19 protein-coding genes are annotated in these 22,546 nt (G+C 50.8%); 12 read left to right on the forward strand and 7 right to left on the reverse strand.

What is annotated here, in order from left to right; all coding sequences use genetic code 11:
- Positions 1-6: 6 nt before the first annotated feature.
- The 4 genes from gabD to IB196_RS05275 all read right to left on the reverse strand — a co-directional run bounded on the left by gabD (position 7) and on the right by IB196_RS05275 (position 4,607).
- On the reverse strand, positions 7-1,455 hold the full coding sequence (gene gabD, locus IB196_RS05260; protein WP_040233304.1) for an NADP-dependent succinate-semialdehyde dehydrogenase: 1,449 nt from the start codon (positions 1,453-1,455) through the stop codon (positions 7-9).
- A 23-nt stretch (positions 1,456-1,478) separates the two neighbouring features.
- Complete coding sequence (lhgO, locus tag IB196_RS05265; protein ID WP_188232394.1) at positions 1,479-2,747, reverse strand: L-2-hydroxyglutarate oxidase; 1,269 nt, start codon at positions 2,745-2,747, stop codon at positions 1,479-1,481.
- Positions 2,748-2,766: 19 nt separating this feature from the next.
- Entirely contained in the window at positions 2,767-3,744 is a 978-nt protein-coding gene (gene glaH, locus IB196_RS05270; protein ID WP_005122961.1) for a glutarate dioxygenase GlaH, read from the reverse strand.
- 260 nt (positions 3,745-4,004) lie between these two features.
- Positions 4,005-4,607: a short chain dehydrogenase gene (locus IB196_RS05275; RefSeq protein ID WP_188232393.1), complete on the reverse strand. Its 603-nt coding sequence runs from the start codon at positions 4,605-4,607 to the stop codon at positions 4,005-4,007.
- A gap of 98 nt (positions 4,608-4,705) precedes the next feature.
- Between IB196_RS05275 and IB196_RS05280 the strand changes: the two genes are divergently transcribed.
- Positions 4,706-5,590 (forward strand): LysR family transcriptional regulator, encoded by an 885-nt coding sequence (locus IB196_RS05280; protein WP_005122964.1) that lies wholly within the window; start codon positions 4,706-4,708, stop codon positions 5,588-5,590.
- Between the two features lie 48 nt (positions 5,591-5,638).
- Here the strand turns inward: IB196_RS05280 and IB196_RS05285 are convergent, their stop codons facing one another.
- Genes IB196_RS05285 through IB196_RS05295 form a run of 3 tightly spaced genes read right to left on the reverse strand, consistent with a single transcriptional unit; the run spans position 5,639 to position 8,589 of the window.
- Positions 5,639-7,153 carry a tripartite tricarboxylate transporter permease gene (locus IB196_RS05285; protein ID WP_005122965.1) on the reverse strand — a complete coding sequence of 505 codons (1,515 nt, stop codon included), beginning with the start codon at positions 7,151-7,153 and terminating at the stop codon, positions 5,639-5,641.
- 10 nt (positions 7,154-7,163) lie between these two features.
- Positions 7,164-7,598, reverse strand: a complete 435-nt coding sequence (locus tag IB196_RS05290) for a tripartite tricarboxylate transporter TctB family protein (protein ID WP_149692470.1) — start codon at positions 7,596-7,598, stop codon at positions 7,164-7,166.
- 13 nt (positions 7,599-7,611) lie between these two features.
- Entirely contained in the window at positions 7,612-8,589 is a 978-nt protein-coding gene (locus IB196_RS05295; protein ID WP_182289985.1) for a tripartite tricarboxylate transporter substrate binding protein, read from the reverse strand.
- Positions 8,590-8,741: 152 nt separating this feature from the next.
- On the opposite strand from IB196_RS05295, the gene tctD reads away from it, so the two are divergent.
- The 11 genes from tctD to IB196_RS05350 all read left to right on the forward strand — a co-directional run bounded on the left by tctD (position 8,742) and on the right by IB196_RS05350 (position 22,546).
- A complete protein-coding gene (gene tctD, locus IB196_RS05300; RefSeq protein ID WP_005122968.1) occupies positions 8,742-9,416 on the forward strand; it encodes a transcriptional regulator TctD in 675 nt (224 codons plus the stop codon).
- Positions 9,403-10,815 carry a sensor histidine kinase gene (locus IB196_RS05305; protein ID WP_188232392.1) on the forward strand — a complete coding sequence of 471 codons (1,413 nt, stop codon included), beginning with the start codon at positions 9,403-9,405 and terminating at the stop codon, positions 10,813-10,815. The genes tctD and IB196_RS05305 overlap by 14 nt, the downstream gene beginning before the upstream one ends.
- A 451-nt stretch (positions 10,816-11,266) precedes the next feature.
- Entirely contained in the window at positions 11,267-12,682 is a 1,416-nt protein-coding gene (locus IB196_RS05310) for an undecaprenyl-phosphate glucose phosphotransferase (protein WP_040233318.1), read from the forward strand.
- Positions 12,672-13,958 (forward strand): outer membrane beta-barrel protein, encoded by a 1,287-nt coding sequence (locus IB196_RS05315; protein WP_040233319.1) that lies wholly within the window; start codon positions 12,672-12,674, stop codon positions 13,956-13,958. Before IB196_RS05310 ends, IB196_RS05315 begins: the two co-directional genes overlap by 11 nt.
- 1 nt (position 13,959) lies before the next feature.
- A complete protein-coding gene (locus tag IB196_RS05320; protein WP_040233320.1) occupies positions 13,960-14,517 on the forward strand; it encodes a polysaccharide biosynthesis/export family protein in 558 nt (185 codons plus the stop codon).
- Positions 14,518-14,519: 2 nt separating this feature from the next.
- Positions 14,520-16,637 carry a polysaccharide biosynthesis tyrosine autokinase gene (locus tag IB196_RS05325; protein WP_182289993.1) on the forward strand — a complete coding sequence of 706 codons (2,118 nt, stop codon included), beginning with the start codon at positions 14,520-14,522 and terminating at the stop codon, positions 16,635-16,637.
- Entirely contained in the window at positions 16,634-17,845 is a 1,212-nt protein-coding gene (locus IB196_RS05330; RefSeq protein WP_005122978.1) for a hypothetical protein, read from the forward strand. The genes IB196_RS05325 and IB196_RS05330 overlap by 4 nt, the downstream gene beginning before the upstream one ends.
- Positions 17,842-19,227, forward strand: coding sequence for a hypothetical protein (locus IB196_RS05335; protein WP_005122979.1), 1,386 nt, complete (start codon positions 17,842-17,844; stop codon positions 19,225-19,227). The genes IB196_RS05330 and IB196_RS05335 overlap by 4 nt, the downstream gene beginning before the upstream one ends.
- Positions 19,217-20,206, forward strand: a complete 990-nt coding sequence (locus IB196_RS05340) for a glycosyltransferase (RefSeq protein WP_005122980.1) — start codon at positions 19,217-19,219, stop codon at positions 20,204-20,206. Before IB196_RS05335 ends, IB196_RS05340 begins: the two co-directional genes overlap by 11 nt.
- A gap of 14 nt (positions 20,207-20,220) precedes the next feature.
- Entirely contained in the window at positions 20,221-21,432 is a 1,212-nt protein-coding gene (locus IB196_RS05345; protein ID WP_040233325.1) for a glycosyltransferase family 4 protein, read from the forward strand.
- A gap of 1 nt (position 21,433) precedes the next feature.
- On the forward strand, positions 21,434-22,546 hold the full coding sequence (locus IB196_RS05350; RefSeq protein ID WP_040233326.1) for a glycosyltransferase family 4 protein: 1,113 nt from the start codon (positions 21,434-21,436) through the stop codon (positions 22,544-22,546).

Genomic DNA, 22,546 nt, shown 5'->3' on the forward strand with positions numbered 1-22,546 from the left:
ATTTTATTAAAGGCCAATACACATATATTTGATTTCTAAGTAGTCTTCGATGCCGTATTTTGAACCTTCACGGCCAAGACCGGAGGCTTTGATTCCCCCAAACGGGGCGACTTCGTTGGAGATGATGCCGGTGTTAATGCCGACAATGCCGTACTCCAGCGCTTCACCAACGCGGAATACCCGGCTTAAATCACGGGCGTAGAAATAGGCTGCCAGACCAAACTCGGTGTCGTTGGCCTGAGCGATGACGTCCGCTTCGTCTTTAAAGCGAAACAGCGGCGCCAGCGGGCCAAACGTCTCTTCTTTGGCGACCTTCGCGTTGGCAGGCACATCCACCAGAATGGTGGGCTGGAAGAAATTTCCGCCGAGCGCGTGAGGTTTACCGCCCGTGATAATGCGTGCGCCTTTATCCAGGGCATCGGCGATGTGCTCCTGCACCTTGGCGACAGCTTTTTCATCGATCAGCGGCCCGGTGGTGACGTCAGGTTGCAGACCATCGCCGAGGTGCAGTTTGTTCACCGCCTGCTGGAGCTTGTCGGCAAACTGCTCATACACGCTGTCCTGAACATACAGACGGTTGGCGCAGACGCAGGTCTGCCCGGCGTTACGAAACTTCGAGGCCAGCGCGCCTTCCACGGCTTTATCAAGGTCGGCATCATCAAAGACGATAAACGGCGCATTGCCGCCCAGCTCCAGCGACACCTTCTTGATATCTTTGGCGCACTGCTGCATTAGCTGGCGTCCAATCTCAGTGGAGCCGGTAAATGACAGCTTGCGCACCAGCGGGTTGCCGGTCAGCTCATTACCAACAGCACTGGCTGACCCCGTCACCACGCTGAAAACGCCTGCCGGGATCCCGGCGCGATTAGCAAGCTCTGCCAGCGCCAGCGCAGAGAATGGCGTCTGGCTGGCGGGTTTAAGCACCATGGTGCAACCTGCTGCCAGCGCCGGACCGGCTTTGCGGGTGATCATCGCCGCCGGGAAGTTCCACGGCGTAATCGCGGCGGTCACGCCGATCGGCTGCTTGATGACGATCAGACGTTTGTCGGCCTGATGGCCAGGGATCGTATCGCCATAAATGCGTTTGCCCTCTTCGGCAAACCACTCAATAAAGGAAGCGGCGTAGGTGATTTCGCCTTTGGCCTCCGCCAGCGGTTTGCCCTGTTCCAGTGTCATCAGACGGGCGAGATCGTCCTGATGTTCAATCATCAGGTTGAACCAGCGGCGCAGGATATTGGCCCGCTCTTTGGCGGTCAGCGCCCGCCACGCGGGTAGGGCGCGATTCGCGGCGTTAATGGCTTCGCGGGTTTCATCCGCCCCCATTTTCGGTACGCTACCCAATTGCTGACCGTTAGCGGGGTTGGTCACCGCGAGGGTCTCGCCGCTGTTGGCGTTACGCCAGTTGCCGTCGATCAGTGCCTGCTGGCGAAATAAGGTGGGATCGTTAAGTTGCATAATTGCTTCCTGTCTTCATCGTGTTAACGGGTGAATGCGGCGTGTAATGTCTCCACGCTACGTGCCGCACGCAGCGTGCGTCCGGGATTACTCTGGTTCTCCAGCAGGGCGTGAACTTTGCTGACGATATGTGCGCCGATAGGGATTGCTGACGTTGCCGCAGGAGACGGGGCATTACAGGTATGAATTGAGCGTGGCGTGGTGACAAACAGAAAATCATCGATCAGTTTGCCGTCCGGTGACACCGCCTGTGCCCGCACACCTGCAGGCCACGGCTGCAGATCGTTTTGCGTCAGGCTCGGGCAGTACTTTTGCACCAGTCGCAGATAACCGCTCTTGCACAGCGAATTCTTCATTTCACCAAGCCCGGAACGCAGGTTGTTTTGCAGCACGCGGCGGATGCCGGAAGAGCCGAAGATCTCCAGCGTATCGCTGAGCGAGAAGTCGCGTTTACGGTAGCCTTCGCGTTTAAATGCCAGCACCGCGTTGGGGCCGACCGTGACGCTGCCGTCAATCATCCGGGTCAGATGCACACCAAGGAATGGCATCGCCGGATCGGGGATCGGGTAGATCAGATGATTGACTATCTGGTTATGTTCTGACGCCAGGCGGAAGTATTCGCCGCGGAACGGGCAGATGATGAATCCGGGGTCGATGCCAAGCATTTTCACCAGTCGATCCGCCATCAGGCCAGAGCAGGTAATCAGCGTTGCGCCCTCATATTCCAGGCCCTGACGGGTATGCACAATCACGCCCGCCGCGTGCTCTTTCAGCGCGCTGACTTCGGCGTTGTAAACAATCTCACCGCCCCTGGCCTGGAAAATCTTCGCCATCGCGGCGGTGACTTCGCGGTAGCTGACGATCCCGCTCGACGGGACAAAAATACCGCCCAGTCCGGTAATGTTTGGCTCACGCTCACGCAGTTCTTCGGCGTTTAACCACTCGCGCTCTAAACCGTTAGCGGCAGTGCGATCCCATAACGCGCGCATCCGCTCCATTTCCAGCGCCGAGGTGGCAACCAGCATTTTTCCGCAAACGTCATAGCGGATGCCGTTTTGGTCGCAAAAGGCTTTGGTGGCGCGATTTCCGGCCAGGCAAAACTGCGCCTTCAGGCTACCGGGAGTGTAATAGACCCCGGCATGAATCACGCCGCTGTTGTGGCCCGTCTGGTGGCAGGCCGGGCCGGACTCTTTTTCCAGTAGCGCGATTCTGGCATCCGGGTAGACATCAATCAGCTGCATGGCGGTCGACATGCCAATAATGCCGCCGCCAATAATCACAAAATCATACATCCGCTTTTTTCCTTCGCGCTTACTGATGGGTCTGGTAGTGGTTTGTCGCGTAAGCGAAATAACCACGCTGACGCATCAGTTCACGGCGCAGGTCAGGATGCGAGGTGAAACGATCGCGACCGTGCAGCCAGAACAGGTTGTTGATCAGCAGGAATTTACCCACTGAAACCGGAACGGAAAGAATGTTCTTGCTGGTTTCCAGCGCGTCGGACAGGTCGCTCAGCCAGACGCCTTCTTCATAGTCTTTTGGCTGGACGAACTGATCGATGTAACGCATCACCGGGCGACCCTGCTGGTCAACGTCAAACACCGGATGGAACACGTCCTGGCTCACGTTTTTGCTAGGCGGTGCGGCAAAGCGCATGGGGCGACGTGCCAGCGGATGGGTAAAGTACTGATCCAGATGTTCCCAGTCGTCGAGGTGCAGCAGCAGCGAGTTACCGCCGGTCATGTTCTGCTCGTCGATTTTCATCATCAGTACGTAGTCGGTTACCTCTTCGAGGTAGGTACCGTCGTTGTGTAGCTCCATCACGCGGTGCGGCTGGCGCAGGTAGCTGTCGGAGTTATCGACGTTTTTCACCACAAATCGCGCGTAGTATTGCCCGCTCATCGCATCAAAATTGGAGCGCCCGATAAGATGCGCTACCGCCGTCGCCAGCTTGACCATCTCTTCCGCCTGCGCCACATCATCCACGCCCACGGCATTGATCAGCAGTGCGCCTTCAGCACGATCCAGCAAGGTTTTTAGTAGCAGAGGCTGCAACTGATTGCCGCACAGGTCATCGAGGATTTTGCCGACTTTGAAGCGCAAGAAGGATTTGTATTCCAGTGCCTGCACCGGCCACTGTGCGACGGCTTGCAGAAATTGCTCCGTAGTTTCAGCACAGAAAGTCAGCTCCAGTAAGCGTGGAGACTGGGCTGATGGTTTCAACGTGAAACCGCTGTAGTGCTGGGCTGGATCTTCAGCGTTCGGTTGTACGGCAGTCAGTGCGTTCATCAGAATCGATCCTCTCAGTAGATTGTCAGGGAGACATGGCGATGCTCGTTTCGTAGCCATAAATTAAAAATATCTACATTTTTGGAAAGCGCGCACAGAACGAGCTTGTTTGTTTATTATTTGTGATCAAAAGCAACAAATATTTAACATTATAAAGGGTGGGGTTAAATGAAAAGCGCGGGAGATAAACATGAGAATATTATTTAAAAACAGAGGATTAATAATACTGCCGCCGCTGGGGCACAGCGGCAGTAAAAATGTTAGTAACCGACTTTATAAATACGTCCCGTTTGAATGCCTTCCACGCTGCGGCGGTAAGCGTTGGCCACAGTTGCCGCTGGCACGCTTTCAAAGCCCGGGAAGAAACCGTCGTAGGCTTCAGCAGATTCACTGAGAACGGTCGGGCTTATCAGGTTAATACGCTGACCACGTTCCAGCTCACAGGCAGCCGCGCGCACAAATCCTTCCAGACCGGCATTGATCGTTGCCGCATTTGCCCCCTGGGCAATGGGCTCATGGGCAATAATGCCGCTAATCAGCGTAATCGAGCCGCCATCATTGAGAAAATGCTGTCCCGTTAAGGCCAGGCGTATCTGACCTAACAGTTTATCCTGTAACCCCTGATTAAAGTCTTCGTCGGTCATCGTCGACAACGGCCCAAAGAACAGATTGCCGGTGGCGGAAACAATCGCATCCACGCGTCCTGTTTTTTCAAATAGCGCCTGTACGCTCTCTTGTGAGGTGATATCGACCAGGTAATCACCCTGCGTGCAGCCCACGCGGATAACCTCATGTTTACGGCTCAACGTCTCTGTGACTGCACGACCCACTGTACCGCTGGCACCAATAATGACGATTTTCATAACCACCTCCGCAATAGTGTGAGCCGCTATTCTTTAATGAAAATGAAATCAGATAAACTGGCTAAAAGTTAGATGATTACTAACCAGAGGTTTGCAATATGGATAAGCTGCGCGGCATGGAAACGTTTATCGCGGTGGTGGAAAGTGGAAGCTTTACCGGTGCGGCTACGCGACTGGAGATATCTGCGGTGATGGTGGGGAAATATATCTCCCTGCTGGAAGCGCAGCTCGGTACGCGTTTGCTGGAACGTAACACACGCCGTCAGAGTCTGACCGATGCCGGGCGTGTCTATTTTGAGGAAGCCCGGCGAGTGTTGGAACAAGTGTCGATAGCCGAACGCTCGGTAGAGCGTTTGCGGCTGGCTCCTGCGGGCACGTTGCGCATCAGCGCGCCTACTTCCTTTGGGGCCTGTGTTATCTCGCCGCTGGCCGCGGATTTTTTGCAAACCTGGCCAGAGGTACGCATTGAGTTAGATCTGACCAACCGAATGGTCGATCTGGTGGATGAAGGTATCGATCTGGCGATCCGTATTGGCGATATTTATCAGACGGATGTGGTGGCGAAATATCTGTGTCCGTACCGTATGGCTATCTGTGCGTCGCCGGACTATCTTGCCCGATACGGCACTCCACGAACGCCCGTGGATCTGGTGGATCATCTGTGTTTGTCGCATACCGTGTGGACGGCACGTAATGAATGGAAACTGCCGGGTGTGGCGGGTGAGGTCAGGTGGAAACGTGATGCGATTCTACGCTGTAATGATGGTCATGGCCTGCGTATGGCGGCAGTGGCGGGCGCGGGTTTGTTGTTACAACCAGAGGTGTTACTGGCGGAAGAGCTTGCCAGCGGCAAACTGGTCCGGGTGCTGGAAGGGTTTACGCCAGAGCCGCGACCGATTCATCTGCTGTGGCGCCAGGATTTACGCCCATTGCCGAAACTGACGCAGTTTGTCGAACACGTACTCAGTGCATTTCAGGAATGAAGATGAAAATGCCGGATGGCGTTGTGAACTGCGCCATCCGGCAATTTGTTAGCCGATATCCACCTGCGGCTTATTGTTGCGTTTGCGGATCAGGCGCAGCACTGGCGGGATAACGATAACCATGACCGCCATCACCAGCAGGACTTTCGCCACGCCGCTGGCCCACAGAATATCCATGCTGCCATTACTGATGGACAGGGCACGACGCAGGTTCTGCTCCAGCATTTCTCCCAGAACGAAGCCCAGAATCAATGGCGACATCGGGAAGTGCATTTTACGCAAAATGTATCCCAGTACGCCGAGACCGACCATCAGTACCAGATCGAAGGTCGTGCTGTGGACGGCATACACACCGACCGCCGAAACCGCCGCAATGGCCGGAACCAGGAACCACAGCGGAATGGTCAGCATGCGGGTGAACAGACCGATTAACGGGATGTTCATCACCAGCAGCATCACGTTGGCAATCAGCAGCGCCGCGATCAGTCCCCAGACGATATCCGGTTGTTCGGTGAACATTGCCGGCCCCGGCGTGATGTTGTACAGCGTCAGCGCCCCCATCATTACCGCCGTGGTGCCCGAACCTGGCACGCCGAGCGTCAGCATTGGGATAAACGAGCCGCAGGCCGAGGCGTTGTTGGCCGCCTCAGGTGCGGCAACACCACGAATGTCCCCTTTCCCAAAGCTGTCGCTGTTACCGCTGAGCTTTTTCTCGGTCATGTAGGTGATAGCACTGGCGATGGTGGCCCCGGCGCCGGGCAGGACGCCGACGAAAAAGCCAATCACCGATGAGCGCAGCGTTGCGCCCACGCACTGCATACCTTCTTTGGCATTGAACAGCATACGGCCCGTTTTACGCACCAGCGTCTGGCCACTGCTGGTATGTTCCAGCATTAATAATATTTCTGAGACAGAGAACAGCCCAATCACTACTACGATAAATTGCACACCGTCGGAGAGATGAACACTGTCAAAGGTGAAGCGATAAACCCCGGTGTTGGCGTCTACGCCGACGGTCGCAAGGCCGAGACCGATCAGCGCTGCCAGAAATGATTTCAGTGGGTTCTGCGCCATCATGCTGCCGAGACAGGCAATGGCAAAGACCATTAAGGCAAAGTATTCCGCCGGACCGAAGGCCAGCGACCACTGGGCTAACGCCGGGGCAAACAGAATGATGCCGCCGATAGCGATAAGCGAACCGAAGAAAGAACTGACTGCTGAGATAGAAAGCGCCACGCCGCCGCGTCCCTGTTGGGCCATTGGATAGCCGTCAAGGGCGGTCATAATGGCTGCCGCATCGCCAGGAACATTGAGCAGGATAGAGGAGATGCGCCCGCCGTACTCGCAGCCGATATAAACAGTTGCCAACAGGATCAGCGCAGACTCCGCAGGGAGATGCAAAGCGAAGGCCAGCGGCAGCAGGATCGCCACGCCGTTGATCGGCCCCAGGCCAGGCAGCAACCCAACGATGGTGCCGACAAAGCAGCCGATCAAGGCAATAACCAGGTTTTCCGGCGTCATCGCCACCGCGAAACCCTGAGAAAGATAAATCCAGGTATCCATCGTTTCTCCGTTAACCCAGCCAGGCGCCGAGTGGTAAGGTGACGTCAAGCAGTCGGTCGAAGGCATACCACAACAGAATGCCGAGAACCGAACCGGAAATGCCCGCTGCCGGGATGGTTGCGCCGAACAGCATGCCGATCACCACGGTGAGAATGGCGGTGGCGATGGGGAAGCCCAGCCATTCGAAACCCCAGGCGTACATAAACAGAATAATCACCATCGTCAGCAACTTTTGCAGCACGTGGCGGCGAGGCCAACTGATGGTGTCCGGGTGGCGCAACAGCAGCGCGACGGCACACAAGAGCATCAAGCTAATAATGCCAAGTGGAAAGGGACGTGGCCCGACGGGTTCATAGCTGTATTCGCTGCTGATTTGCCAGGCTACGAATAGCCCGGCTATACAGAGCAACAGCCAGATACCCGCAAAAATACGATCGCTCATCATGGTGCCCCTGTGCTTATTTCGCCAGACCGAAGGCTTTTGCCTGCTCACGATAATCGGTGACCTGCTTCTTCACGTAGGCGTCGAGTTGCTTCCCGCTCATGTTGAATTCAAACAGACCGCGCAGGTCGCGCTGCTTTTTAAACTCATCGGTTTGCTGGAGTTTGCTAAAGGCGTCCACCCACCATTGATATTCGGCGTCGCTAACTTTTGGTCCGACATAGAAGCCACGAATGATCGGCCACACGAGGTCATACCCCTGCTCTTTGGCGGTGGGCACATTGGCTAACTGACCCGGCAGGCGCTGGTCGGAGAACACTGCCAGTACGCGGATTTTGTCTCCGCTGAGATACGGCACCATTTCACTGAGATCGCCGGAGACCACCTGCACGTGATTGCCCATCAGCGCGGTGACCGGCTCGCCGCCGCCCTCAAACGCCACATAACGCATCTTGTGCGGATCGACGTTGGCCTTTTGCGCCAGCAGCGCCGACTTCATCCAGTCCTGACTGCCAATAGAGGCACCTGCGCCAATCACCACGCTGTTGGGATCTTTCTCCATCGCCGTCAGCAGGTCTTTCAGCGTCTTCCACGGGGAATCGTTGCGCACGGCAATCATGCCGTAGTCGGTGCCCACACTCGCCAGCCAGCGCACATCATCGACGCCGTAGCGGCCAAATTTGCCCTGCGACAGGTTCAGCAGCGAGCCGCCGGAGAAGGCCACCACGGTGCCGGCTTCGGCAGGGCGTTGCGCGACGATGGCGTTATACGCCACGGCTCCCACGCCGCCAGGCATATAGGTCACGCGCATCGGTTTTTCGATGGCGCCGGTTTCCATCATGCTCACCTGAATCAGCTTACAGGTGAGATCAAAACCTCCGCCGGGTTTCGCCGGGGCGATACATTCGGTGCGCGAGGGCGCTTGTTCCGCCAGAACAGAGGTACTCATCAGTAACATGCTTGCAGTAAGGGTACGAAGTAATTGTTTTTTCATTATTTATCCTCACGCCGGATGACCGGATTTCGGGTACGGAAGATTATTTTTGTGATTATGTGAGCCGATGTGTAGCAGTTTGGTTGCGTGATTGTTAAAACATTAACCTTTCAATTCCCTTTCAATGCGGCAGAAACTTTACAGGATGTGATATGCGTCTCTTATTAGCGGAAGATAACCGTGAACTTGCTCACTGGCTGGAGAAAGCGCTGGTACAAAACGGTTTTGCCGTTGACTGCGTTTTTGACGGTTTGGCAGCCGATCACCTTTTACATAGCGAAACCTACGCGCTGGCGGTGCTGGACATCAATATGCCGGGACTGGACGGCCTTGAGGTGGTTCAGCGGCTGCGTAAGCGTGGGCAGACGCTCCCCGTTCTGCTGTTGACGGCACGCAGCGCGGTGGCGGATCGGGTGAAGGGACTCAACGCAGGCGCTGATGACTATCTGGCGAAGCCATTTGAAATCGAAGAACTTGATGCCCGGCTGCGGGCTCTGCTGCGGCGCAGTGCGGGACAGGTGCAGGGCATCCAGCAGCTAGGAGAGCTGGCGTTTCACGATGAAGGCTATTTTCTGTTGCAGGGACAACCGCTGGCGCTCACGCCACGCGAACAGGCGCTGCTGACGGTGCTGATGTACCGACGGTTGCGTCCGGTTTCGCGTCAGCAGTTGTTCGAACAGGTCTTCAGCCTGAGTGATGAGGTCAGCCCTGAAAGCATTGAACTCTACATCCACCGTTTGCGTAAAAAATTACACGGAAGCGACGTGCGCATCGCGACCCTGCGCGGCCTGGGCTATGTGCTGGAGCGCAGTGATGAAGTGGGTTAAGCCTCAGTCGCTGTATCTGCAACTGCTGATGTTCCTTGGCCTGCCGCTGCTATTGCTGTGGGGGCTGTCGGCATTTAACAGCTACGTTAGCGCATTACAGGCCGCGACGCAGGCGTATGACCGGACGCTGCTTTCGTCGGCGAGAACGGTGTCCGAGCGGCTGGTGGTGCGCAATAAACACCTGGAAGTCAATGTGCCGTGGGTGGTGCTGGACAGCTTTGAACTGAACATGAACGACAGGCTGTACTACAAGGTGGTGGACCCGGCGGGGAAAGTGATTTCAGGCTATGACGATTTACCGCAGATGCCGCCTGCCACTTCGCGCACCCAATTATACCCGGCGCTGGCGTGGTTTTATCACACCGAATATCGCGGCGAGGCCATTCGCGTGGCGCGTCTGCTCCAGCCGGTGAATGAAGGCGGGATTGTCGGTATGGCGGAGATTTATGTCGCCGAAACGCTGCAATCACGTCGTTATCTGGCGCGGCAACTGCTGTTTTCCTCATGGGTTTCGCAAGGGCTGTTGGTACTGCTCACGCTGGTGCTGGTTGGCTGGCTGCTGCGCCGGGTGTTACGCCCGATGCGCCAGTTGTCATCGCTGATGGTACGCCGCGAGCCGGGGTTGCTGACACCGCTGCCGGAGCTACTGCCGTGGTCAGAGACTCGTCTGCTGATTGTGGCATTCAACCGCTACATTGATCGGCTACGTGCGCTTATTTCGCGCCAGGAACGTTTCAGCGCTGATGCCTCTCATCAGTTAAAAACTCCGCTGGCGGTGCTGAAAACCCAGGCGGCGGTCGCCCTCGCCAGCCCGCAACCGCAGCAGTGGTATGAGAGTTTACAGGCCATGAGTACCACGCTGGATAGCACCATTCATCTGACGGAAAGGTTATTACAACTTTCGGCTGTGAAGCGCAAAGAGCAGGGGGAAAGGCACTTTTCACCGGTCAATCTGTTTGAGGTGGTGCAAACCAGTTGTTTTACCCGCCTGGCGCAGGCGCGCAGCAAAGCTATCGATCTCGGCTATGAAGGGGAGCAGGACGCGGTGTGGATTGAAGGGGATGATGTCCTGCTCGGCGAGCTGTGCGGGAATCTGCTGGATAATGCGCTGAAATACACGCCTGCGCGGGGGATGGTGACCGCCCGACTATTGCGAGAAGGGGAGGCCGTAGTGCTGATGGTTGAAGACAGCGGGCCCGGCATTGATGAACAAATGGTGCATCAGGCGCTGTTACCGTTTCATCGTCTGGAAAACGTGGGCAACGTCCCCGGGGCGGGGATTGGGCTGGCGCTGGTCAATGATATTGCTCGTCTGCACCGTACACACCCACAGTTGTCGCGCAGCGATACGTTAGGGGGACTGAGCGTACGAGTACGATTTTTAAGCATCACGAACTGATATATTTATTTCTCAGGTGCAGATTTTTCTTAATAAAATTACAAATAAGAAAGCTGATCATTATTAATAATAACTCTATGTGATTTATTGATTTTATTTGTATTGCAGGGCAGTTAATTATTTTTAACGGCTATTTAGGGGAAAAAGAGAAACGATTTTATGCTATTCATCATACATATAGCGGCTTTTCATAGTCTACTAATTGTTATCTGTCAATAACGGTTGTGTTGTAAATTATCATCTTTTTTGGTGGTGGCGATAAAACGCCCAATCAGAAATTAATGATAAAAATCATAATGATATAAATGAAACGTGGGTGATAGTCACACTAGTCAACATTATTTTTTACATTTACTGACAATGTACCATTGCGTTTTTTAGACTTGTGATATAATTAGCAACATGAAAAGAGAAAAAAATAATTAAATATCAATAAATAATGGGCTGAGATATGCTTAAAAATTCGCTAAAGATTAGCAGTCAAGGATATCCAGTCTTTTTAAAGCTGGTCGATTTTATTGTAATCAATATTACGTTAATTTTTAGCGCCCATCTGTTAGATATGGTGCCGTTTAAGACCATTGTCATTCTGAGTATCCTCTTCTCAGTGTTTTTCCTGTTGCTTGCTGAATACACCAAAATGTATCAGCAGAAGATAAAAACCATCGGCATACGTAACCAAAAACGGCTACTTTTCTGTACGCTGCTGGCAATCTCGTTCAACGAAGTGATCAGCATGACGGTGGCCGAACCAGAGTCACTTGGATACCTGGCAAGTCTGACTCCGTCATTTTTATCCCCTATTGTTTACTGGTATTTCATTCCTTTACCTTTTCTTTATTTTATTCGTTTTTTCATTTTTAAATATTCAACGAAAAAAAACATTCGTGTGGCGATTATTGGTCTGACCGACAACGGTGTGGCAGCAGAAAATGCATTGATAGCTGAATATTCCAATATCAAATTAGATTTAGCTTTTTATGACGAACGTGCGTTGTCCCGCTGTGGTGATATCGTGGATAAGATTAAAAGTCCCTTTCGCGGCCCTGTCATTAATCTGGTTGAAGAGGCTAAGCAAGGGAATATCGACGAGATCTATATCGCATTGCCGATGGTGGCATTACATCGTATCCGTCACTTTTTGGCCATGATGTCAGATACCACGGTAGATACCTATATTGTTCCTGATTTTTATACCTACAGTAACAATATGTCCAAGTTGCGCTCGATCCACAATCTGCAAACCATTGGCATCTTTAGCTCACCGTTTGAAGGAGCCGGTTCATTTATTAAACGTGCGGAAGACCTGATTCTCGGTAGCATCATTATGGTGATGATCTCCTCACTGATGTTAGCGATTGCTATTGGTATTAAACTTACCTCCCGTGGTCCGGTGTTTTTCAAACAAGATCGATACGGCCTGAGCGGACAAAAAATTAAGGTATGGAAGTTTCGCTCGATGCGAGTTATGGAGAATTCCGATACGGTTATCCAGGCCACTAAGAATGATCCGCGCGTGACAAAATTTGGTAGTTTCTTGCGACGCACCTCTCTTGATGAACTCCCGCAATTCATTAATGTATTGCAGGGAAGTATGTCTATTGTCGGCCCCAGACCTCATGCGGTTACGCATAATGAACAGTACCGCAAACAGGTCGAAAACTACATGATCCGCCATAAAGTTAAGCCGGGGATCACCGGGCTTGCGCAGATTAACGGTTTCCGTGGGGAAATCGATGCACTTTATAAGATGGAAAAGCGCGTTCAGTATGATATTGAATATATTCAGAACTGGTCGTTATGGCTGGATATAAAAATTATTATTAAAACTATTTTCAAAGGATTTGTCGGTAAGAATGCATACTAAATTAATAGTTATTACCGGAATCGTGATATCGCAGTCCGCATGGGCTGATCTAACGCCGAAATCACACATTGGCTTTGCGGGGATTGACTTCCAGGGCCAAGCTGCTGTGGATTACGGTTATGATGATAACGTGACTTATCAGCCCCATAACCGCGATGCGATAGGTTCAGCTTTCCAGAGCGCGGCGCCTGTGTTTAGTATGATCGGTGAGCGCGGCCAGGATAAGTATTTGCTAATGTATTCAGGTGATTATCGTAACTACTCAAGCGATTCTGCCGATAACTATAACGACCATTTTTTCCGTTTTAACGGTGCCTGGCGTTACGGGCAAATGCACGGCTTAACCCTGAATCTGGAAGATTCAATTGGACATGAATCTCGCGGCCGCGATATCACAGAGGGCTTTTTGCCGAACCAGTTCCGCCAGTATGGAATTAACTCTCCGCTGACGAATAATTTTATCAACAGTGAGTTGCGCTATAGCTATGGCGCACCAGATGGACGCGGCAAAGCGGAACTGGCACTGTTGTATAAAAAACTGACGTTCGGGAATACCTCGGATGTGCAGGATACCAGCCCGGATTTTTACAATTATATTCAGCAGCAGGAATGGCATGAAAATAGTCTGGTGGCTGAAGTTTTTGACCAATACACATCCAGAACGCGCTTTCGCTATAGTTTTATTACTAATCAGCGTCACTATGATAACAACTCAGAAAAAGACAGTAATGAATACTATTTGCTTTACGGTCTGAAATCGCAGTTGACGGGGAAAACCAACGTCGACATGAATATTTCATGGCTGTACAAAACATTTGAAAATGCCGCAAACTCGAGTGATTTTAATGGTCTAAACTGGGATATAAAGGGGGAGTGGAAGCCGTTAAATCAGTCAGTCTTCACCGCCCATTCTGCTCAAAGTATTAAAGACCCTTCGGAAGTTGGGGGGTATATCTTAGTGACTGAGTATGGGATTTCTTATCAGCATTTCTGGCTGGGCAATCGTTTTTCTACTTTGCTGGACTACTCATACACCACGGAAGACTATAAAAAACAGAACAAGGATCGACATGATAAAAATGGTGTATTTAGCGTAACCATGAGCTATGACTACACGCCGTCTGTCAATTTTGAGATTAAATATCAATTAGATACCTTAAATTCGAATAAGGATACTGATTCGTTTTATATCGGTCCCGACGACAGTCAGGAAGTCATTAGAACGTTGGGTTATGATAATTCTATGATTATGCTTAAAGCTAAGGTTCAGATCTAAAATGAAAATAATAGAACTGTGCGCGTTTTTGCTACTCAGTATCCTGTTGGTCGGATGCACAACGTCCAGGCCACCATTAATGGACGATCCTGCTGCGGTGGCAGAGGATTACCGAATTGGGGCGGGGGATACTGTCAATATCGTTGTTTACGGGGAACCCGAAATGACGATGAAGTTTATCGTGGATAAGAGTGGAACAATAAACTTCCCTTATATCGGCGTGCTGGGTTTAAAAGATAAAACACCAGAACAGGTGAATATTGAATTAACTCAACGCTTGCGCAATGGGTATATGGTTAATCCCATGGTGACAGTGAGTATTGCCGAGTTCCGCAAATTCTACGCGTCAGGGGAAGTGAAAAGCCCGAATGGATTCGCCTGGGAGCCGGGACTTACCGTAGAGAAAGCTATTGCTCAGGCGGGGGGATTTACTGACCGTGCAGATCGCAAAGATATCAACATTCGCCTCTCCGGTAGCAATCAGCTACTTGAGAATGTTGATTTAACGCACTCTGTTCGTCCTGGGGATGTCGTGATTATTGGCATGGGGTTCTTCTAACGATGAAACTATCTATAGTGGAAAACGGCAAGCAACGAGAAAACTCCGTCGATTTCTCCCGCTTTGCCAAAGAACTGAAAAAGAATGCCTGGAAAATCGCGCTGGCCGGCATTATTGCCGGGGTAGTGGCGTATCCCTTGATCAGCATGATGTCATCAAAATATGTCTCGACGGCAACGGTGCTGATTAAGGCACAAGCCGATAACGTTTCGCCGTTTCCACAGGTGGATGGTTTTGATTCAACGCGTAGTGGATATTACGAAACGCAATATGCGCTGATGCAGTCACGCATTATCCTCGAGCAGGCGGTCCGCGATCTGAAGCTGGATGAAAACCCGGATTTTACCGGGGTGAAGCCCGGCTCTGGCAGTGAAGATCAGCAACTGAGGGTTGATCAGGCGCTGAAAACATTGTCGAAAGATCTGAAGGTCATCGGTATCCGTACCACTAATCTGGCCTCTATTTCTTATGAATCTTCCTCGCCTCAACTTTCAGCTGAGATAGCCAATGGCGTCGCTCAGGCCTTTATCAACTACACGGTCGATCAAAAGCGTCTGAAAGCAGAGCAGGCTCGCAATCTCAACTTTGAAAAAATGGAAGAGATTCAGAAATCGATAGCGAAACAAAAAGAGGAAATGGATAGCTACCTGAAAAACTCTGGGCTGCTGACTTTCCGTGGTATTGATGGTTTTGAAACAGAGCAGTTAAGCATTGTGACCAACCGTCTTGCCGATGCGACCCAACGTCGTGTTGCCGCGGAGTCTGTTTACAATGAAGTAAATAGCCGAGGGAAATCTTCAGGCGATATCATTTCGCTGCCATCAGTTTCTGACCATGCGCAGATTCAGGATTTACGCATTGCGCTGATTCAGGCGCAGCGCACGTTGTCGGAACTGCGCAAAGTGTATGGGCCTAAAAGTGCCAATATTTTAAAAGCAGAAGCCGATGTGCAATCAATCCAAAATCAAACGGGTCGGGTACTGGGTGAGTTAAAACTTGGCTTACGTCAGCAGTATTTGGCTGCGCTGGCCGACGAAAAGAATTACCAGCAGCAGGTTGCTGAGCAAAAAGAGATCTTCCAGAAGATGGCATCAAAACGGGATGCCTGGAACAGCCAAAAATTGGCGTTAGATAAAATGGAAGATCTATATAAGACGCTTTATCAGCGGACTCAGGAATTGTCGCTGTCCGGGGTTAATGCGGATGCGGTGCTGTATGATCCAGCCGTTCCTCCGTTAAAGCCGTCTAAGCCGAATAAATCGCTGCTGCTCGTGATGGTGGTGATGTTGGTTGTGGTATTCAGCATCATGTATTTCATCGTCAAAGCGGCAATGGATAATTCAATTAGCACCCTGAGCCGTCTGAAGAAACGTCTCAATGTCGAGCCATTGGGCGAAATTCGTCGATTTACCGGTACTTCGGCACGCGCACAGGTGCGGGATATGATACTGAAGAACCCGCTGAATGCCGATATCATCCACGGTATTCGCACCCGAATTATGCTGGATAATCGGCCGCTGCAAACGGTCGCTATTGCTTCGGCGGAGCAGGGTGAAGGGCGCTCTCTGCTGGCGAATTTGTTGGCCAGTTCATTCAGCTTCGATCAGAAAACGTTGCTTATTGATGCTGATTTCTTCAATACCAACGGGCTGTCTTCTGAACTGGCATCAGCGACTTCTGCTGGTGTGGCGGAGCTGTTGCGGGGAGAGGCTCCGCTTGAAAAGGCACGGGTTAAGATCACTGAAAATCTTGATTTCATCCCCCACGGTAAGATGACCATTTCCTCTTTACTGATGCTGTCGTCAGAGCACGTTGAACCCGTGATGCGCGAACTGAAGTCGCAGTATCAACGCATTATTATTGACGTTGCAGCGGTGAATCAAAGTCAGGATATCCAACTGATCAAACGAGCCGTTGATGGGGTTATCTTTATCGTGAAAGCCGGGACCGGTTCTGCGGAGAATATTGCCGGCGCACTGGATAAGATTGAGGATAATCAGGGCGTGGTGATTGGCGCAGTGTTGAATGCGGTCGAGGAAAAAAACCTTGAAACGCAGGAGGGGTTGCGCTCATTGAACTTCAATACTGACCAACTGATGACTACGCCAGGTCGTGTATGAGTTTACTGAAGAGCGCTTCTACGATAGCCAGTTCATCAGTCGTTTCGCAGCTGATTGGTGCGCTGTCTATCTGGTTGATCTCACATAAGTACAATATGGCAGAGGTTGGGCTGTATGCGCTCAATTACAGCATCGCGGTGGTGGGGGCGCAGGTGTGTACCTTTGCCTCCCAGCTGTTGATTCCCAAACAGCAGGATGACGAGCTGGCGCAAAATGTGGTGTTTTGTTTGCTGCAAAGCGCGCTCATTGCGTTACCGTATGCCGTCCTGACCGCGTGGTTGTTTCACCAGAACATACTGTTTCTCTATTTGCTGACGCTTTCAACGGCGTGGGCGTTAATATCGGAAAACTTATCGCTGCGGACAGCCAACTTTTATTTTCTAATCTTTCAGCGTATTTCTGTCTCCGTGGTGGTGGTGCTCTCGGTACTGCTCACGCACCAGGTACAGACATTTTACTGGTCGTGGGCCTGCGCCATGATATTGCTGACCACTAGCTGTATTTTTCATTCGTTTGATATTCGCTCGGTGACGTCGCAGCATTTGCGCCCGGCAAGTAATTTGCGATTTTTTAAACAGAATATTCATCATATCACCAAAGTTGGTAGTGCTGAGGTGCTGGCAATGGCGAGCAGTAACTTGCCTATTATGCTGATTAACTTCTGGTTTTCGGCGCTGACGGCGGGGTATTTTTCCGTTGTCAGCCGGTTCTGTCTGGCACCGGTAGTGATTATCGGCAACGCGGTACGCAATACCATTTTTTCTAAATGGTCCATCGACTTCAGAAATAACACCTTCAATTATCAGGAGTATACGAAGGTACGTATGCTGCTGCTAGTGCTGGGGGTTATCTGTACCTTAGGCGTCTTTATTTTTTATCCCATTGTGATGCGCCTGGGTTTTAGCGAAGACTGGATTAACTCCATTGAAACGTCGCGCTACATGCTGCCCTATTTGTTCCCGGCGCTGGCGATAAGTCCTTTAACGGTGATTGAGCTTATTTTTGGTTCGCACCGCTATTTTCTGCGTATCCAACTTGAACAGTTGGCGATTGTGCTACTGGCGTTTGTGGTCGTTCCCTATTTTTACCATGATTATGCGGCATCAGTAATATTGTTCTCTTCACTGACATTTATTCGCTATGCGTTCATTTACCTGAAAATGAACAAGCGGGCCCATCTCCTGAAAAACAAGCCGGTGACGCCATGACACTGAATACCGGAAATTATTTACAGGTCTACACCTTTATAACGCTGATCCTGTGTGGTCTGGTGCAGTATTTCACCGGCATGCAGTCCGTGTTGTGGATCCCGTTTTTCCTGACATTACTGATGGTGGGATTACTGGTGATGCAGACGCGAGACGGGGCGCTGCGTCTGGATGCACAGGAAACCATTATCCTTGCGCTGTATTTTTCCTTTCTGGTGCTGGCGGGAACATCAACCCTGATTCAGGGCGGGGTCACCGTTGCAATAGTGGCCTTCAAAAACGAAATCGCGTTATCGTTGGTGATGGTTTGCTTGCTGTTGGGTTTTTGCCGTGAATCGCAGATATATCGGGCGACACGCTATCTGTACTGGGTGTTCTATGCGCAAATCCCGGTAATGATTTATCAGGTTTTGCTGGTTGTTCCTCAGCGTGTGGCTGTGCGCGGGGAAGATGAAAAATGGGACTCCGTGGTAGGGACATTTGGCGGAGACCCAATGGGTGGCGGCAATACGGCGGCGATGGGGTTATTTTGCCTGTTAATTATGTTGCTGAAACTCTCTGAATATAAGCATGGGCTTACGACGTTTAAATCCGCAGCGCTGCATATCATCCTTGGAATAGGGTTATGCATCATTGGTGAGGTCAAGTTTGTCATCCTGCTGTCACCGATATTTCTGGCGTGGGTGTGGATATCGCCGAGCTATGTTAAAGATGTCAGTAAGGTAAACCTGAAGACGTTATTTATCATTGTGGCAGGAATGCTGGTGCTCATCGGCCTGTCGATTATGATACTGGCCTGGTACTACTCTTCTGCTTTTGGCAGCGATCCGACGAAAGGCTCATTAAGCATTTTTATTGATTCATTGAGCTATATTTTTGATCCGAACTACATCATGTCGACCGGAGAGTTGGGGCGTTTCACAACGTTTCTGTTCTGGTTAAAAAATAACGATCTATGGGGACTGTCGGGCACATTATTTGGCTACGGGCTTAATGCCACAAACAGTGGTAGTACGGTCTCTCCTGGGTTTTTGAACATTATCTATAACCTGATTTTAGACTCGACTGCGCTGAGTATGCTGCTGTGGGAAGTTGGCATTATTGGCACGCTGCTGTTTATTGGCTTGTTTATTTATATTCTGAAAGTATGCCAGCCAAAACCAATATTGATGCTTGAACAGTTGGATAAACAGGATCTGCAGTTACTGAGCTTTGCGCCAGCGTTTAACGCTTTTGCTATCAGTTGTTTAATCAGCTTACCTTACAGCCAGATATTGATGATTACGCCGATGTTACAGTTCTTATTCTATTTATCGCTGGGGGCGAGCTTAGTGATTCGTCGAACCGTACTTCGCAGTGCAGGGGGCTGGCATGGACAATAAGCCATTTATTTCCGTGAGTATTAAGACGTTCAACGAATCTAAAGGTATTGAGAAAACGATCGACAGCATTCGGCGTCAGTTGGTCGGGTATCCGCATAAAATTATTGTGGCTGACAGTCTGTCGATAGATAACACCCAACAGTTGGCAGCCAATAAAGGCGTCACGGTAGTGTCACTCACCGATCCTGGCGATCGCTGTTGTGGGGTGGGCCATCAGTTGGGCTATCTGTATAGCGAAGGGGAATATTTATTACTGATGGATGGAGATATGGAGCTGGAGGATGGCTTCATTGACCAGGCTGTTGCCTTTTTGCAGGCGGAACCGGACTATGCCGGGGTGGCCGGTACCGTCGAAATGGATGATGCCGTTAACTATGAATTTAAGTCTCGTAAGCAGCGGATCAATAAAATCTATCCTCTTGGCGATAGCGATCATCTGGGGGGCGGCGGACTGTATCGTCGATCGGCAATTGAAAAAATTGGTTATCTGACCAACCGTAATTTGCACGCTTATGAAGAGGCTGAGCTGGGTCTGCGTTTAAGCGAAGCGGGCTATAAACTGCGACGTCTGGATATTCCTTACTTCAGCCATACGTCACATACGCTGCCGACGTTTAAGATGCTGGCGCGCCGCTGGACCAGCGGTTATTACCAGGCTCCGGGTGAGCTTTTGCGTTGTAGTTGGGGAAAACCCTGGTTTTCCCAGTCATTCAATATCGTGAAGAATGAGGCGGTATTTGCGCTCTACCTTATTCTCTTATTTGTTGCGCTGCTTACCTTTAATATCAATGTGTTTGCCGTTGCGCTTCTACCCTTACTGGCATTTGCCTTGTTGAAGATTGTGCAAAACCGCTCGTTAACAGATGGGCTGCAAAGCGTTATTAATTTAATCGTACGTTCAGCGGGGTTGATCAAAGGTATTTTTTATCCGGTACGCGATCCGCTGACTCCGCCCAACAGTAAAATCATTCATGAATAACCGGGGCAGGCGCCATGAAAGTATTATTAGTTAACAAGTTTTTTTTCATCAAAGGCGGCGCGGAAACGGTTTATTTTCAAGAACGCGACATGCTGAAACAGGCTGGTGTCCAGGTCATTGATTTTTCCATGCAGCATGAGAAAAATTTCCCCTCTGATTATGCGGATTATTTCGTCAGCAATGTCGATTACCATAAAGAGAGTAATCTGTTGGGGGGCATCAAAACCGCGGTTAACTTTATTCATAACACCCAGGCCTGCAAAAAAATGCTGGCGCTTTTACAAAAAGAACGCCCTGATATCGTTCACTTTCATAATATTTACCATCAGTTGACGCCGGCGTTGATTAAAGTGGCGCGCAATTTTGGCTGTAAAACGGTGTTGACGGCGCACGACTATAAGATTGTCTGTCCTGCATACTCCATGTTACGCGATGGGAAGGTGTGTGATGCCTGTATCACCGGTACCGTTTTCAATGCCTTCCGCTATCGCTGTCAGGAAGGCTCTGCCTCTAAAAGCTTGCTGCTCTCGTTAGAAGCGACCTGGCAATACATTGCCCAAAATTATCAGGCTCTGGATGTGATTGTTTCACCCAGCGTTTTTCTACGCGGCGTGTTACTCCGAACGTTGCCGAAATCGCGGATCGATGTGATCGTCAATGGTGTTGATGATAGCCAGCCCATCGATGAGGTCGTCGATGACGGTTATATACTGTACGTCGGCCGCCTGAGTCGTGAAAAGGGGGTGGCAACGTTGCTGGCCGCTCATCAGAAAATGCGTAACCCGACTCCGCTGAAAATAGTGGGGCACGGTCCGTTGCATGACGAGTTAGTGGCGAAATACCCGGAAGCTGAGTTTTTAGGTTATGTACAACAAGGGGATGCCCTCAATACGCTCATTAAGCATGCCCGTGTGGTGATCCTCCCCTCTGAATGTTATGAAAACTGCTCAATGGCGGTGCTGGAGGCGATGTCTTTCGCGAAACCAGTGATCGGGGCGCGCATTGGCGGGATCCCCGAACAAATACGCGACGGTATTGAAGGGATTTTATTTGAGCCGGGTAATGCGCAGGAACTGGCGAAGGCGATGGATGCTCTGGTTGATGATCCGGATAAAGCACGTGTCATGGGTTTACGGGGTCGCGCGCGCCTGAGTGAAAAATATGCGCTTAGCAAACATATGGACACCTTACAGGCGCTATATAAAGAACTTCTGAGCAGGCCATAGAATGAGTAAAAAAATAACGGTTTTTGGTACCCGCGGTATTCCGGATGTCTTGGGCGGGGTGGAAACCCACTGTCAGAATCTTTATCCGGCGATTAAACAACAGTTTGACGTTGATATTTGTGTTATCGCCCGCTCGCCGTATGTTAGCTACAAACGATCTTCTTATAAGAAAGTTGAGACCTATGCGCTGTGGGCACCCAAAAAACGGTCACTGGAAGCGATTGTGCACTCCGTTTTAGCGGCGTTTAGAACCTGTGTCGACCGTTCTGATATTGTGCATGTCCATGCTATAGGGCCGGGTTTGGTGATCCCATTATTACGCGTGTTAGGTAAGAAGGTGGTTTTTACCCACCACGGGCCTGATTACGATCGTCAAAAATGGGGATTTGTCGCCAAAAAAATATTGCTGCTGGGCGAACGCTGGGCGGTGAGATATGCCAATGAGGTGATAGTGATTTCTGAGGTCATTAACCAACTGATTCAGAAAAAACATGCTCGCTATGATGCGCATTTGATTTTCAACGGCGTCAATAAGCCTCGTCCGTTGTCAGATCAAACCCTTCATGCCACGCTTTCCCGCTTTGGACTCGAGGCGAAAAACTATTTCGTGGTGGTCGGACGGTTTGTGGAAGAAAAGGGGATGCATGATGCCATCTCCGCGTACAAACAAAGTGGTTTGCAACAGCCGCTAGTGCTCATTGGCGATGCCGATCACCCAACGGAATACAGTATTCGACTCAAGCAACTTGCCGCTGATACCCCTGGCGTGGTGATGACCGGATTTTTAAGGGGAGATGAACTTCAGGCGGTGTTTTCGCAGGCCAGGCTGTTCGTTATGCCTTCCTACCATGAAGGGCTACCGATTGCGCTTCTGGAGGCGATGTCGTATTCCCTCCCGGCGGTGGTGAGCGACATTCCCGCAAATTTGGAAGTGCAGTTGCCGTCTGAGACCTATTTTCGGGTCGGCTCATTGTCCAGTCTTGCTGAGAAATTAACTGCCTGGGCCAGCGCAAATAGCGTGGACTATCGTGTATATTTGCAAAATTATGACTGGCAGGAAATTGCCAGAAAAACAGTCAATGTCTATCACTCAATTGATAAAGATATAGGTTAA

Origin of the sequence: Citrobacter sp. C6_1 (assembly GCF_014596835.2) — a bacterium.
GTDB lineage: Bacteria > Pseudomonadota > Gammaproteobacteria > Enterobacterales > Enterobacteriaceae > Citrobacter > Citrobacter pasteurii.

Excerpts from the sequence above, each read along its gene's own strand:
- IB196_RS05330 (WP_005122978.1), top strand. The coding sequence starts at position 16,634 with ATGAGTTTACTGAAGAGCGCTTCTACGATAGCCAGTTCATCAGTCGTT.
- IB196_RS05335 (WP_005122979.1), top strand. The coding sequence starts at position 17,842 with ATGACACTGAATACCGGAAATTATTTACAGGTCTACACCTTTATAACG.
- glaH (WP_005122961.1), bottom strand. The coding sequence starts at position 3,744 with ATGAACGCACTGACTGCCGTACAACCGAACGCTGAAGATCCAGCCCAG.
- gabD (WP_040233304.1), bottom strand. The coding sequence starts at position 1,455 with ATGCAACTTAACGATCCCACCTTATTTCGCCAGCAGGCACTGATCGAC.
- IB196_RS05320 (WP_040233320.1), top strand. The coding sequence starts at position 13,960 with ATGAAAATAATAGAACTGTGCGCGTTTTTGCTACTCAGTATCCTGTTG.
- IB196_RS05315 (WP_040233319.1), top strand. The coding sequence starts at position 12,672 with ATGCATACTAAATTAATAGTTATTACCGGAATCGTGATATCGCAGTCC.
- IB196_RS05290 (WP_149692470.1), bottom strand. The coding sequence starts at position 7,598 with ATGATGAGCGATCGTATTTTTGCGGGTATCTGGCTGTTGCTCTGTATA.
- IB196_RS05325 (WP_182289993.1), top strand. The coding sequence starts at position 14,520 with ATGAAACTATCTATAGTGGAAAACGGCAAGCAACGAGAAAACTCCGTC.
- IB196_RS05340 (WP_005122980.1), top strand. The coding sequence starts at position 19,217 with ATGGACAATAAGCCATTTATTTCCGTGAGTATTAAGACGTTCAACGAA.
- IB196_RS05305 (WP_188232392.1), top strand. The coding sequence starts at position 9,403 with ATGAAGTGGGTTAAGCCTCAGTCGCTGTATCTGCAACTGCTGATGTTC.
- IB196_RS05285 (WP_005122965.1), bottom strand. The coding sequence starts at position 7,153 with ATGGATACCTGGATTTATCTTTCTCAGGGTTTCGCGGTGGCGATGACG.
- IB196_RS05310 (WP_040233318.1), top strand. The coding sequence starts at position 11,267 with ATGCTTAAAAATTCGCTAAAGATTAGCAGTCAAGGATATCCAGTCTTT.
- IB196_RS05350 (WP_040233326.1), top strand. The coding sequence starts at position 21,434 with ATGAGTAAAAAAATAACGGTTTTTGGTACCCGCGGTATTCCGGATGTC.
- IB196_RS05275 (WP_188232393.1), bottom strand. The coding sequence starts at position 4,607 with ATGAAAATCGTCATTATTGGTGCCAGCGGTACAGTGGGTCGTGCAGTC.
- IB196_RS05345 (WP_040233325.1), top strand. The coding sequence starts at position 20,221 with ATGAAAGTATTATTAGTTAACAAGTTTTTTTTCATCAAAGGCGGCGCG.
- IB196_RS05295 (WP_182289985.1), bottom strand. The coding sequence starts at position 8,589 with ATGAAAAAACAATTACTTCGTACCCTTACTGCAAGCATGTTACTGATG.
- tctD (WP_005122968.1), top strand. The coding sequence starts at position 8,742 with ATGCGTCTCTTATTAGCGGAAGATAACCGTGAACTTGCTCACTGGCTG.
- IB196_RS05280 (WP_005122964.1), top strand. The coding sequence starts at position 4,706 with ATGGATAAGCTGCGCGGCATGGAAACGTTTATCGCGGTGGTGGAAAGT.
- lhgO (WP_188232394.1), bottom strand. The coding sequence starts at position 2,747 with ATGTATGATTTTGTGATTATTGGCGGCGGCATTATTGGCATGTCGACC.